This window comes from Salirhabdus salicampi, from assembly GCF_024259515.1.
In the GTDB taxonomy this organism is placed as follows: domain Bacteria; phylum Bacillota; class Bacilli; order Bacillales; family Alkalibacillaceae; genus Salirhabdus_A; species Salirhabdus_A salicampi.
Window position 1 is genome coordinate 574,903 of sequence record NZ_JANBWE010000002.1, and the last position, 13,546, is coordinate 588,448.

The 13,546-nt window shown below is 37.7% G+C and carries 15 protein-coding genes; 2 read left to right on the top strand and 13 right to left on the bottom strand.

The annotated features are described in order from the left end of the window. Positions 1–52: 52 nt before the first annotated feature. The 3 genes from NLW78_RS09045 to NLW78_RS09055 all read right to left on the bottom strand — a co-directional run bounded on the left by NLW78_RS09045 (position 53) and on the right by NLW78_RS09055 (position 3,164). Positions 53–433, bottom strand: a complete 381-nt coding sequence (locus NLW78_RS09045) for a LapA family protein (protein ID WP_254496721.1) — start codon at positions 431–433, stop codon at positions 53–55. A gap of 106 nt (positions 434–539) precedes the next feature. Continuing rightward, on the bottom strand, positions 540–2,795 hold the full coding sequence (gene secDF, locus NLW78_RS09050) for a protein translocase subunit SecDF (protein WP_254496722.1): 2,256 nt from the start codon (positions 2,793–2,795) through the stop codon (positions 540–542). Positions 2,796–2,858: 63 nt separating this feature from the next. Beyond that, positions 2,859–3,164: a post-transcriptional regulator gene (locus tag NLW78_RS09055; RefSeq protein ID WP_254496723.1), complete on the bottom strand. Its 306-nt coding sequence runs from the start codon at positions 3,162–3,164 to the stop codon at positions 2,859–2,861. Between the two features lie 117 nt (positions 3,165–3,281). Here NLW78_RS09055 and spoVB point away from each other — a divergent pair, with 117 nt between their 5' ends. Further along, positions 3,282–4,826, top strand: a complete 1,545-nt coding sequence (gene spoVB / locus NLW78_RS09060) for a stage V sporulation protein B (protein ID WP_254496724.1) — start codon at positions 3,282–3,284, stop codon at positions 4,824–4,826. 205 nt (positions 4,827–5,031) lie between these two features. On the opposite strand, the gene NLW78_RS09065 is transcribed toward spoVB, so the two are convergent. Together NLW78_RS09065 and NLW78_RS09070 are read right to left on the bottom strand one after the other, a co-directional pair. Continuing rightward, the gene (locus NLW78_RS09065; protein WP_254496969.1) at positions 5,032–5,679 is read right to left on the bottom strand and encodes a DUF421 domain-containing protein; all 648 of its coding nucleotides are present in this window, start codon (positions 5,677–5,679) and stop codon (positions 5,032–5,034) included. A gap of 78 nt (positions 5,680–5,757) precedes the next feature. After that, positions 5,758–7,059 carry an ArsB/NhaD family transporter gene (locus NLW78_RS09070; RefSeq protein ID WP_254496725.1) on the bottom strand — a complete coding sequence of 434 codons (1,302 nt, stop codon included), beginning with the start codon at positions 7,057–7,059 and terminating at the stop codon, positions 5,758–5,760. Positions 7,060–7,186: 127 nt separating this feature from the next. On the opposite strand from NLW78_RS09070, the gene NLW78_RS09075 reads away from it, so the two are divergent. Continuing rightward, positions 7,187–7,564: a TIGR04086 family membrane protein gene (locus NLW78_RS09075; protein WP_254496726.1), complete on the top strand. Its 378-nt coding sequence runs from the start codon at positions 7,187–7,189 to the stop codon at positions 7,562–7,564. A gap of 63 nt (positions 7,565–7,627) precedes the next feature. Here NLW78_RS09075 and yajC read toward each other — a convergent pair whose 3' ends face one another. From yajC to NLW78_RS09115, 8 genes are all read right to left on the bottom strand, one after another. Further along, positions 7,628–7,888 carry a preprotein translocase subunit YajC gene (gene yajC / locus NLW78_RS09080; protein WP_254496727.1) on the bottom strand — a complete coding sequence of 87 codons (261 nt, stop codon included), beginning with the start codon at positions 7,886–7,888 and terminating at the stop codon, positions 7,628–7,630. A gap of 23 nt (positions 7,889–7,911) precedes the next feature. Beyond that, entirely contained in the window at positions 7,912–9,048 is a 1,137-nt protein-coding gene (gene tgt, locus NLW78_RS09085) for a tRNA guanosine(34) transglycosylase Tgt (protein WP_254496728.1), read from the bottom strand. Positions 9,049–9,066: 18 nt separating this feature from the next. After that, the gene (queA, locus tag NLW78_RS09090) at positions 9,067–10,092 is read right to left on the bottom strand and encodes a tRNA preQ1(34) S-adenosylmethionine ribosyltransferase-isomerase QueA (RefSeq protein ID WP_254496729.1); all 1,026 of its coding nucleotides are present in this window, start codon (positions 10,090–10,092) and stop codon (positions 9,067–9,069) included. A 20-nt stretch (positions 10,093–10,112) separates the two neighbouring features. Further along, positions 10,113–10,310, bottom strand: a complete 198-nt coding sequence (locus NLW78_RS09095; RefSeq protein ID WP_254496730.1) for a DUF2905 domain-containing protein — start codon at positions 10,308–10,310, stop codon at positions 10,113–10,115. After that, the gene (gene ruvB / locus NLW78_RS09100; RefSeq protein ID WP_254496731.1) at positions 10,310–11,311 is read right to left on the bottom strand and encodes a Holliday junction branch migration DNA helicase RuvB; all 1,002 of its coding nucleotides are present in this window, start codon (positions 11,309–11,311) and stop codon (positions 10,310–10,312) included. The genes NLW78_RS09095 and ruvB overlap by 1 nt, the downstream gene beginning before the upstream one ends. Positions 11,312–11,326: 15 nt before the next feature. Next, positions 11,327–11,932 carry a Holliday junction branch migration protein RuvA gene (gene ruvA, locus NLW78_RS09105; protein WP_254496732.1) on the bottom strand — a complete coding sequence of 202 codons (606 nt, stop codon included), beginning with the start codon at positions 11,930–11,932 and terminating at the stop codon, positions 11,327–11,329. 97 nt (positions 11,933–12,029) lie between these two features. Then, positions 12,030–12,587 (bottom strand): intercompartmental signaling factor BofC, encoded by a 558-nt coding sequence (locus tag NLW78_RS09110; protein ID WP_254496733.1) that lies wholly within the window; start codon positions 12,585–12,587, stop codon positions 12,030–12,032. Positions 12,588–12,728: 141 nt separating this feature from the next. Next, entirely contained in the window at positions 12,729–13,475 is a 747-nt protein-coding gene (locus NLW78_RS09115; protein ID WP_254496734.1) for a YebC/PmpR family DNA-binding transcriptional regulator, read from the bottom strand. Between the last annotated feature and the right edge of the window lie 71 nt (positions 13,476–13,546).

The window sequence follows — 13,546 nt, forward strand, 5'->3', positions numbered from 1 at the left end:
ATTCACCCCTGACGAACTCATTATACTAGAGGTCATCAGGGGTGGCAAACAATCATTTACCTTTCATTTCGTCGGCTGTTTTTATTTCATTTTCTTGTTTTCCTTTTTCAGTCGTTCCCGTTTTCTCTATCTCTTCTTCCGTATTTTCTTCAGGCTGTATCGTTTGTTCTTCTGCTTTTGTTTGTTCACGTAGTTGTTCGTTCTCTGCACGCAAAAGACGAATATCCTTCTGTAATCGGTATAATTTCATCGCACCAAATCCAGCCGTTACAATACTCCCCATGAGCACAGAAAACAAAATCACCAAAATTAAAGGAGATTGACTCGTATAAAACAAAAAGTTTACTGGAACTGCATCAACATTAATAATGGCAAATATTGCAATGATGATGGCGAAGACGATAGCTAATATAAATGATGTTTGTCCTTTCAAAATCACCACTCCTAAAAAGTTCATCCATTATATTGATTTCCCTAAAATCACGTCGATTAACCGAGAAATATGAACCTGCCTCAAAACTATGGGCAGGTTTCATGATTTATACTTGTGGTCCATCGTTTGATTGCTTTTTCACATATTGCAAAGGCTTATCGTTTAATGATTTACCGCGGAACACAAGCCACAATTGCGAAGCAATAAATAGAGACGAATACATACCAGCAATCAAGCCGATGATTAAGGCGAACGAGAACCCGGTAATGGATGTTGCACCAAAGATGAGAAGCATAAGTGCTGCAAGTACAACGGTAACAACTGTATTAATACTTCTGGCTAACGTTTGCATTAAGCTCTTGTTTACAATTTTGGCTAACTGTGTCATTGACTTAATCCGCTTTTCTAAATATAAGTTTTCCCTTATTCGATCAAAGGTAACAATCGTATCGTTTACCGAATAACCGACAATGGTTAGGATGGCTGCAATAATGGTGATATCAAACTCCAACTGTGTCAAACTAAACAGTGCAATAATAAAGAATGCATCATGAAGTAATGCAATAATCGCTGTTAGTGCGAAATAAAACTCAAAGCGGATCGTTACATAAATAATGATACCAATAGAGGCATAGAGAACAGCCATAATTGCATTTTTCGCTAAGTCCCGCCCTACTTTTGGTGTTACTGTACTGACATTTGGCTCGGAACCGTACTTATCTACAAAGTGATCCTTTAAGGTTGCAATATCTCCTTGGGACAGTACCTTGTCATAGCGTGCAATTCCAATTTCACTATCATCACCTGCAAGTACTACCTCCACCGGTGCTAAGTCAACTGCCTGCAATTCACGCTCCACTTCCTCAGTAGAAAGGGTTTCATTCGCTAAAATTTGAACCCTTGAACCACTTGTGAAATCAATGCCTAAGTTTAGTCTAAACAGTAATAGTGCGAAAAGTCCTGCTAAGAGAAGGACTCCGGAAATGGCAAAGAACTTTTTACGGTGTTTTACAAAGTCAAACGTTCGACCGAAAACGAACGGTTCTACTTCCTCACCTTTTGTAATGTCTTTAATCTCCTCTTGTTTTACCCCAAACCATTTTGGACGCTTATTTAAATAACGACTTTTCACCCATAATCCTAATAACAAACGAGTTCCGTAAACAGCGGTTATAAAACTTACTAATATACTCACGATTAACATCGTTGCAAAACCTTTTACCGAACTTGTTCCAAATATAAAGAGAACCGTTGCGGCTAAAATCGTTGTAATGTTTGCATCTAATATTGTAGATAATGAGCGACTGTTTCCTGCCCGAAAAGCGGAGGCAATCGTCTTACCCGATTTTAATTCTTCTTTTAGCCGTTCGTATGTAATAATATTGGCATCAACGGCCATACCTACCCCTAATATAAGGGCTGCAATTCCTGGTAGTGTTAACACACCATTCATTAAGTTAAACACGACTAATATTAAATAAATATAAATACTTAACGTGATAGCTGCAATAACCCCTGGGAATCGGTAATAAAAAATCATGAACGCGAATATTAGCGCAACCCCCAAAAAGCCAGCAAATACAGTTTTGTTTAACGCTTGTTCACCAAATTGGGCTCCAACCGATATGGAGTACAATTCGGTTAACTTGGCCGGTAGAGAACCAGCATTAAGAATATCAGCTAAACGTTTCGCAGATTCTACTGTGAAATCACCTGTAATCATGACATCAGTTGTCATAAGCGTTTCGCCAACTCGAGGTGCTGAAATATATTTAGGGTCTTCCTTACTTGCTTCTTCTAAGTAGGAATCTCCTTCCTCAAAATCAAGCCAGATGACTAACCGATTCATCGGTTCAGGTAATTGGGAAATTTCTCTTGTTACTTCACCAAACTTTTGCGCGCTTTTCATTTGTAATGTAACAATCGGATTCCCAAAATCCGGGTCAAAATCTTGCCTTGCGCTACCTTCTTTTACATCCGTACCATTTAAATATTCATGATCCTCTGTATCACGAAACGAAAGACTTGCTGTAGTAGACAGAAGTTCCCTCGCTTCGGATTGATTTTGCACACCTGCCAACTGAACACGAATCCGGTCTTGCCCTTCTGTTTCAATTGTTGTCTCACTAATTCCAAGGACGTCTACACGCTCCCGTAGGCTTTGGACGGTAGCATCCATCATATCTTCTGTTACTTCTTGATCATCTTGAATTGGTTCCACTTCATATAAAATTTCAAAGCCGCCTTGTAAATCTAAACCTAACGTTATGTCATCTGCAATTTTAGTTGATGTTGTTCCAATAAGTGTACCGATAACAATAATTAGGGCAAAGAAGGCAACTAATCTGCCTCGTTTCACCATGTTGAAATGTTCCTCCTTTATCGTTAAGCACTATCGCTTTTCATCTGTCGTTATTTATTGATGTCATTCTGATTCGGGGCTTTCCTCATAACCTTTCAGCGCCTCAATATGAGCCATCAAATCGTCATTTTTGTAAACTTGTGACGTAATATAATTCATATAAATACCCGCATCTAAATGTAATATGTCTTGTACCACTTGGTGGAGTTTTTTTTCTACATCTTGCCTCCACACTTTTTTCATTAAACATTTCCAAACATCTTCTTCATTTGCCTTTCGATACCCCAACATATGTAGTTCTTCCACTTTACTCCTTAATGCCGGCAACACAATTGGTTTCCAGCTAGATACGAGCCGTCCTTCTTTCATCAAGTCGCCCCCTTTTTTATGGCAAAGCCTATATGGCTTGTCATGCTTGACCAACTATTCAGCATATACATTCATTGTATATGATTTTTAATCTTTTGAGAAGGCAGGGGCAAGGGTATGACGAAACAAACCTTTATTCAAGGAACTGTCATATTAATCATCGCTGGCATGATTACTAGGTTTCTCGGATTTATTAACCGTATCGTAGTTGCTAGAATTATGGGAGAAGAAGGTGTTGGTCTTTATATGATGGCACTACCAACCCTCTTTCTCGTTATTACACTTACGCACCTTGGACTACCAGTAGCAATCTCAAAACGGGTTGCTGAAGCAGATGCTGTAGGTGATCGCAAAAAAATTAAACGCATTCTGATCATTTCCTTCAGTATTATATCTGTCTTAAGTATTATCTTTACTATCGCCTTTATATTCGCTTCACCGCTCGTGGCCAAATATTTGTTAACAGATGAACGTACCCTTTATCCGTTAATCGCCATTAGTCCTATTGTACCGATCGTTGCTATATCAGCGGTTTTACGAGGTTATTTCCAAGGGTTACAAAATATGAAGCCTCAAGCTTTCGCCCAAGTCATTGAACAGATTGTTCGGATTAGTTGTGTTGCTTTTTTAACAAAGATGTTACTCCCGTATGGTGTAGAGTACGCAGCAAGTGGAGCCATGATTTCGGTTGTCATCGGAGAATTTTGCTCATTAATGTACATTATTCATCAATTTAAACGCCGAAAGCGAATTACGTTAACGACAAAAATGAAACAATCATTTAAAAAAGGAAAAGAAACCTTACAAGAATTGATGTCCATTGCTTTACCAACGACCGGCAGTCGACTAGTTGGATCGATTACATTCTTTTTAGAGCCAATACTAGTTTCTCAAAGTTTGGCCATTGCCGGATATACGATCTCACAAAGCACAAGCTTATATGGAGAGTTAACTGGTTATGTCTTACCATTGTTATTTCTTCCAACCTTTATCACTCAATCACTGTCAACTGCACTCGTACCTTCGATTAGTGAAGCAGGGGCAAAGCACCAGCGGAAATTAATACATTATCGAATTCATCAATCCATTCGATTATCTTTCGCCTCCGGAGCTTTAGCGACAGTCGTATTGTTCTTGTTTGCGAAACCAATATTACTGTTCATGTATAATGACACTGATGCAGCATTTTTCGTAACATTTATGGCACCATTTTTCCTATTACTCTATTTTCAATCGCCATTACAGGCAGCTTTACAGGCGTTAGATTTGGCGAAACAAGCAATGTATAACAGCATTATCGGTGCCATCGTAAAGTTCTTTGTCCTGTTAGCACTTGCTACACAACCCGCTTTTGGTATTAAGGGTGTTGTCATTTCTATCGTTGTTGGGGTAGTACTCGTAACATTACTTCACGGTGCCGCATTATCGAAGCATATTGGTTTTAAGATGCGTAAGCTTGATATACTAAAAATGATTGCCCTGCTCCTTCTTACGTATTTTGCAGGCAAGTTCTTAATGGACATGTTTACAGACCTGTACAAAGTTCCAGTCTTAGCGTTCCTTTTAATCATCTTATCGGTTGTTTATTTACTCCTATTATATATGTTCCGGTTTATAACGAAAGAGGAACTGAAACAATTGCCATTCTTTAAATGGAAATAAAATTCATGTTGAATAATGAAATGCTCAGATAATATCTGAGCATTTTCATATTTACTCCGATTTTACTATTGATTGACCATCAATTCATCGTATAAAGGAGAACTATATATCCTTCAACGAAGCATTATTCCGAAATAAAAAGCAGCCCTTCTCCTGCTACTGGACTGCAAAAAATAAGTATTATTTTATATTTGGACTTACATGATTATTCATCTTCGTCGATAATGTCTACATGAAGTGTGTCATTTTGATTCAAAGCACAATAAGAAATGTTTCTTATATCTGTGTAACCTTGCCTTTTTAATTGATTTCTTAACCATTCCTCTTTTTTCTTTGCCTCTTCTAATGCTTCATGTTGGATTTTCCCATCAACAATCAGTGGTTTATAGATCAGCATTGGGTTATTTTTCTTTTCAAAGACCGATAATTTTCCGTTCGCCTCTAAAATGGCAAGTTCCACTTCTTGAACATGTTGAATTCCTTTATCTCGAAGTTGTGTTAATAAATCATCCATATTGTATCGTTGCTTTCTCATTTCTCGTTCAACTAGCTTACCCCCATGAATAATGACAGACGGTTTACCATCCAAAATTTCCCGTGCCTTTTGATTTTTCAACGATAAATAAGCGGTAAAGTGTTGAATACCTAGTAATAAAACCATTGGAAAAACGGCCATAAAAAAATTACGTTTCAAATCGTCAATCGAAATAACCGCCATTTCCGCAACCATAATGAAAATGACTAGATCCAAAATACTTAATTCTCCAATTTCCCTCTTGCCCATTAACCGTAAAGTACCAAAAACAAACAAATATGCAAGTAACGTTCGCCAAATAATCTTCCAAATTTCAATAAAATCCACGTTTCCACTTCCTTTAACACAATGAAAGTAGGGAATACCATCAGTAAGTATTCCCTAACAAAGTGTTTTTTAAAGTGGATTCTGTATAAAAGGAAGTAAATAACGGAAAAACACGTATACCATTGAAATGACTAACGAGAAAATAACAATTGGAAAACCATATTTCATGTATTTCATAAAGGAAATTGGTTCGCCTTTACTAGCAGCGATACCAGCCACTACAACATTCCCAGATGCACCTAACAATGTTCCATTCCCACCTAAGCAAGCACCTAATGCCAATGACCACCATAGCGGGTCCAGATTTAGCATTCCATATTCTTGAAATTCATATATAACAGGAATGGTTGCGGCAACAAACGGGATATTATCAACAATGCCAGAAAAAATACCCGAAATCCATAAAATCATAATCGCGGTCTTCGGCAAATCCCCTTCCGTAATCCAAATGATCCCTTTCGCAATTTCATCAATCACTCCTGACTTTTGCAATCCACCTACTAAGATGAACAATCCGATAAAGAAAAATAATGTTAACCATTCCACTTCACGAAATACAACTTCTGCATCTGTATCTTGATCTGTTACCAACAACAATAATAAGGCACCACAGACCGCAATGGTCGTAAGATCAACATGTAATAAAGGTTGTAGTAAAAAACCAATAATGGTTAGTAATAGGATGGATAATGATTTATAAAGCAAAGGTGACTTTTTTAAATAGTCATTTGGATTTAACTGCTTAATTTTTTCATGATTTAATGGATCTGCTTTTAATGAAGAACGGAAAAAGAATAGCAGGAACATTATCATGAATAAAAAGATAATAAAAACGACTGGACCTAAATGGACGAGAAAAGAAACAAACGTAAAATGTTCTACAGCTTGACCAATCATAATATTTGGCGGGTCACCAATTAAAGTTGCTGTTCCCCCGATATTGGAACTAAAAATTATGGCAACTAAATATGGAAAGTTCGGTAACGATAAAATTCTTGTCAAGTGCATAATAACCGGCACAAATAATAGAACAGTTGTCACATTCGCTAGCAAGGCAGATCCGATTGCTGTTAAACAAGAAACCAATATGAGTAACTTTACCGGTTCTCCTTTAATTCGTTGTGCTAATAAAAGGGCTATATATTCAAAAAAACCCGTCTTTTGTGTTATGGAAACGAGCACCATCATTGAAAATAACAGTGCAATCGTATGCCAATCGATAAACGTATAAAAGGCATCATTCCAACTAAATATGCCTGTACAAAGCATAAGAATACCGCCTGCTAACGCAATTAACGCCCGGTCAACTTTTTCTAAAATTATTAACATATAACTCACTATGAAAATCGTGATTGAAAGTACTGCCTCCATGTTATTTCTCCTTTTTGTCCCATTTTTATTAAATATATTCACATACATGTCCAAAATATTTTTCTTCTATTTTTTTTCTTTGTGAATACAATGGTTTTAAACATGGACAAACAAGGGGGAAGGAATGATGATGACACAACGTTTTACTGCATTACTTTTTGGGTGGGTTACCGTCTTTGCACTTATGCTAGTAAGCAGTTTTATTCTTGCCCTTATCATACGATTCGCTGAACTACAAGCGACAACACTACATTGGGTAACGTTTGGGTTAGGGATTCTTTACTTATTTTTAGGAGGATTGTTCGCAGGTGTAAAAGGAAAAGAAAAAGGATGGATTTTAGGCGGGCTTACCGGATTGGGCTATTCACTATTTATCTTACTATACCAATTTCTCGCCCATAACCACATCTTTCATGGGCAACAGTGGATTTACCATGGGCTATTTATTTTAGTAGCAGCATTTGGTGGTATTTTCGGTGTTAACTTGATGAAAAGTGATAAATAAATATCGGATAAGCTAGTCAAAAAAAAGCGTTTCTCTCATTTTGAGAAAAACGCCCTTTTTTTCTTAGTCAGTTACAACTTCACGTACAGCTGTACGATCATATGTAAGCTTTGTACCGTTGTCTACAGTAACGACGATTGTACCTTCATCCAAAGCATGTATTTCACCATGCAGCCCACCGATTGTTACGACCTTGTCACCTTTTTTTAATTCATTCTGCATTTGTTGCACACGTTTTTGGCGCTTCTGTTGCGGACGAATTAAAATGAAATAGAAAATGACGAAGAATAAAAGAATCGGTAGTAAGCTTCCTAATGCATCCATTTGTTTCACTCCTTTCTGAACAATTAAAAATTTTTAGCATCTGGTTTATTCAAACCATATTGTTCAAAGAATTCTTCGCGGAAATCGCCCAAACGATCTTCTCGTATCGCTGTGCGCACTCGCTCCATCAATTTTACCAAAAAATATAGATTATGATAAGTCGTAAGACGAATTCCAAACGTTTCATTTGTTTTTATTAAGTGACGAATGTAAGCTCTTGAATAATTTCGGCATGTGTAACAATCACAATTTTCATCTAGTGGTGAGAAATCCCGTGCATATTTGGCGTTTCGAACAACTAACCGACCATTGGAAGTCATACAAGTTCCATTTCGAGCTATTCTTGTTGGAAGTACACAATCAAACATATCAATTCCACGTATAGCCCCTTCGATTAACGCATCAGGCGATCCTACACCCATTAAATAACGGGGTTTCTCTTTAGGTAAATGTGGTGTCGTATAATCTAACACCTTATACATGACATCTTTCGGTTCACCTACAGACAAGCCTCCAACCGCATATCCCGGGAAATCTAATGAAATTAAATCTTTTGCACTTTGTCTTCTTAAGTCCTCATATTCCCCACCTTGAATAATACCAAATAAACCTTGATCATTCGGCCTTTTATGGGCTTCTAAACAACGTTCTGCCCAACGACTCGTCCGTTCAACTGATTTTTTCATATAATCGTAATCAGCAGGGTATGGAGGACATTCATCAAATGCCATCATAATATCTGATCCGAGTGCATTTTGGATATGCATCGCTTTTTCTGGTGACAGGAACAGCTTTTCTCCACTAATGTGATTTCGAAAATGTACGCCTTCCTCTGTAATGTTCCGTAAATCGCTTAAACTAAATACTTGAAATCCTCCAGAATCCGTTAAAATTGATCCATCCCAATTCATAAAGTTGTGCAATCCACCAGCTTCCTCAATAATATCTTCGCCTGGACGTAACCATAAATGGTATGTATTGGACAGGATTATATTTGCCCCGATTTCCTTTAATTCTTCTGGACTCATCGTTTTTACCGTTGCTAACGTTCCGACAGGCATGAATACAGGTGTTTCAAATGAACCATGCGGGGTATGGACACGACCGAGTCTAGCTCCTGTTTGCTTACATTCTTTTATAAATTCGTATGTTATTGCCATGATGACACGCTCCTGTACTTATAATATCAACATTGCGTCTCCAAAACTAAAGAAACGGTATTTTTTTTCAACGGCTTCTTCATATGCTTTTAAAATAAAATGCCGATTGGCAAAAGCACTAACTAACATAATAAGTGTTGACTTCGGCAAGTGGAAGTTTGTAATTAAACCGTCAATCGCTTTACATTCATATGGAGGATAGATGAAAATATCTGTCCAACCTCTTGCTTCAACAAATTTTCCGTGGTCCCTCATAATCGTTTCCAATGTTCTCGTAGATGTCGTTCCTACTGAAATAATTCGTCCACCATGCTCTCTCACGTTTGTTAGAAGGTCCGCAGTTTCTTTATCCATATGGTAAAATTCTGCGTGCATTTCATGATTTTCAATGGTATCTACACTTACAGGGCGAAACGTACCTAAGCCAACATGCAATGTAATGTAAGCAATGTGGACACCAAGTTTTTCAATTTCAGCTAGTAATTCATCTGTAAAATGTAATCCTGCTGTTGGAGCTGCAGCTGATCCTTCCTCTTTCGCATATACCGTTTGATAGCGATCTCGATCATCAAGCTGCTCTTTTATATATGGAGGCAAGGGCATTTCCCCGAGTTTTTCTAACAGTTCCAAAAATATTCCTTCGTACTTAAATTGTAATACTCTACCACCATGTTCCTTTTCGTCAATACATGTGGCTTTTAACAGCCCTTCTCCGAATTGTAACGTCGTACCTTTTTTTACTTTTTTCGCTGGCTTCACTAACACTTCCCAGTTGTCTTGCTCCATTTGGTGAAGTAGTAACACTTCAACTTTAGCGCCTGTCTCCTCTTTCGTACCGAATAGACGTGCTGGTAACACCTTCGTATTATTTAATACGAGACAGTCACCTTCTTGCAAATATTGTGTAATATCGAAAAAGTGTCGATGCTCAATCGTTTCCTCACTTCGGTTGAGTACCATTAACTTTGATGAGCTTCGGTCTTTTAACGGTGTTTGTGCAATTAGTTGTTCTGGTAAATGAAAATCAAAATCTTCTACTTTCATCGTGATCTCCTTACTTCGTGTCATTTCATTTTTCCGATAAAATAAAATACGAGAGATAATATAATGCTTACGACGATGGACGTCATAATAGGGAAAAAGAAAGTGAAATTTCCTTTCTTAACTGTAATATCCCCTGGTAACTTCCCAATTACACTCCAAATGAGCCCAATAACAACAAAAATAATACCGATAAATATGAACAGTCTGCCAAATTCCATTATTCCACCGGTACCTCCCGATTAAAATGTTCATATGCTTTTGGGGTTAATACCCTTCCTCGAGGCGTTCGTTGAATAAAACCAATCTGTAAAAGGAATGGTTCATAAACATCCTCGATTGTTTGGGATTCTTCGCCAATTGTAGCAGAAATCGTATCAAGTCCTACTGGACCGCCACGAAATGAATCCATAATATTCATTAAGTATTTATGGTCAATGTGGTCAAGACCTAGAGCATCAACTTGCAACATCTTCAAAGCTCTTTGAGTTGTTTCAAAGGAAATCGTACTTTCCCCATTTACTTGGGCAATATCCCTTACCCTTTTAAATAATCGATTAGCGATTCTTGGCGTACCCCTTGATCGTCTGGCGATTTCATTTGCTGCACTCTCTTCAATACCCATTTGGAAAATGTCTGCCGTTCTCTTAATAATATTACACAAATCTATTGTTTCATAGTATTCTAAACGGCTCAGTACACCGAAACGATCTCGTAATGGGGCTGACAAAAGACCTGCTCTAGTTGTTGCACCTACTAAGGTGAACGGCGGTAAATCTAATCGTACCGAACGTGCACTCGGACCTGATCCAATAACAATATCTAAACAAAAATCTTCCATTGCCGGGTAGAGCACTTCTTCTACAGAGCGAGGAAGCCGATGGATTTCATCAATAAATAATACGTCCCCTGCCTCCAAAGAAGATAAAATAGCAGCTAAATCTCCTGCTCGTTCAATAGCTGGACCTGAGGTCGTCCGGAATTGTACGCCCATTTCATTTGCGATAATCGAGGCTAACGTCGTTTTCCCTAATCCCGGCGGGCCATAAAGGAGGACGTGATCAAGAGGTTCATTGCGCATCTGGGCCGCTTCTATAAAGATTTTTAAGTTTTCTTTCGTTTTCGTCTGACCGATGTATTGGTTAAGTGTTTCGGGACGTAAACTAAATTCAATTGTTACATCTTCCTCTTGAATTTCACCGGAAATCATTCGTTCATCCACTTTAATCCCTCCTTTTTACGAACTTTTTATGAGTAAGGCTAACGCCTTTTTAATACACTCATCAACAGATGTAATTTCTTCTTTCCGCAACATTGGAACGATAGATTGAATTTCACGTTCAGAGTAGCCCAAGGCCTTCAATGCTTCAATCCCTTCATCAAGAACGGTAGGATCAGCGGGAATTTCGTCACTAAATAATGAGTTTGACGGAATATCTACCCACTCTGTTACCTTCCCTTTAAGATCGAGTATCATTTGACGTGCAGTCTTCTTTCCTACACCAGGAAAACGGGTTAAGTATTTTTCGTCCTCCCGTTCAATTGCAGCAGCAATTTCTGTTGTCCCTGATGTCCCAATAATATTTAATGCACCCTTCGGACCAATACCAGACACATTTAATAACTTTGCAAAGAGCCACTTTTCTTCTTTCGCTTTAAATCCATATAAGACTTGAGCATCTTCCCGTACGTAATGATATGTATATATACGAATTTGTTCATTCATATTCCGTTGAAAATCATAGGGATTCGCACAAACAATTTCGTAACCGACACCGTTTGTAACGACAACTACCTTTTCATCTTCAATTGTATCTAATGTACCTTCTATAAATGCTATCATCAGCTTTTCCCTTTCTCTTTACAAATAATCCTCTACCATTTTAACATATCTTTACCTTACCCTCTTACTATAAAAAACGAAAAAAAGAAACATCCCATTATGATGGAGATGTTTCATTTACTGGTTCGCTTCGGGAATACTGTTGAAAGGTTTCCATTACGTTTTTAAATGTTGTTGTGGAGTCTATTTTAATCCCATTTTTTAAACGATTAAAATGAAAACTTTCTAACTTATCCATGTCGAGTTGATAAAAGGCTTTTATCACTTGGTTATCTTCAGGCCTTCCATTAAAGATAGTCAAGGAATGATCCTCATTAACACCAAAATAACCGTTTGCCTTCACTTCAGGCGATAAATCTTCTACTTGTCTTTCAAATACAACTCGTCCTTCTTCTTGCTCCACAAGTTGCCACCCTTCATAGGCTGACCAGAAATCTTGCAATGACCATACGGTTTGTTCTTCTGTTTCAATATCCATTTTCCCATCTAAATAAAGAGTGCGTAAAACAACTTCTAAAGTGAGTGGGTCTCGTTCCCACACTTGTTCGTCATTCGTTGCCATGTTTGTTGTTTCTCTTTCTCCAACCGCATGAAAGGAAGCCACAATAGCAAAGATTAAGAGAGCTCCAGGGAATATGGAAAATACCCTTTTCAATTCCATCACCCTTTTCTTAAGTAGTTTAACAGAGATGATGATGCTTACTAACATCATTCCCACATATAGTATTTTTCATTCAAGCAGAAACCATTCATAAACAAAAAGAAAAACCCTAACCTATAGGGTTTTTCATAACTATTATTTCTCTAATAAGGACTCGTTTATGTCTAAATTATGATACACGTCTTGAACATCCTCACTATCTTCTAACATATCAACTAAACGGTTCATCTTTTCGTGATCTTCATCTGATACGGTTGTATACGTTTCAGGCAACATAGTAATTTCCGCGGTTTCAAACGTATATCCATTCGCCATGAGTTTATCTTTCACAATTGAAAAGTCTTCAGGTGCTGTATAAATCTCAAACGCTTCTTCTGAAGTCTCTAACTCTTCTGCACCCGCTTCAATAACTTCAAGTAACAATTCCTCTTCATCCATGTTGTATTTCTCCCGGTCAATAACAAGATAACCTGTTCGGTTAAACAAAAACGACACACAACCATTTTCACCTAAGTTACCATCATTTTTTGAAAAAGCATGACGAACCTCAGCAGCAGTACGGTTACGATTATCCGTTAATACTTGAACCATTACTGCGACTCCGCCAGGTCCATAGCCTTCATATGTCATTTCTTCATAATTAACGTTATCTAAATTTCCAGTCGCTTTTTTAATGGCTCTATCAATATTATCATTCGGCATATTATTTGCTTTTGCTTTATCAACTGCTAATCGTAAGGAAGCATTCGTTTCTACATCTCCGCCACCTTGTTTCGCTGCCACATAAATCTCTTTGGCTAGTTTCATAAAAACTTTCCCACGTTTTGCATCTTGTGCATTTTTTCGTCTTTTAATATTATGCCATTTAGAGTGACCAGCCATATTCATTCCCCTCTCTACCATTTCTTTGTTTACTATATCATATGTGTTCGAAACGGTAAAAGAGGTTCCCG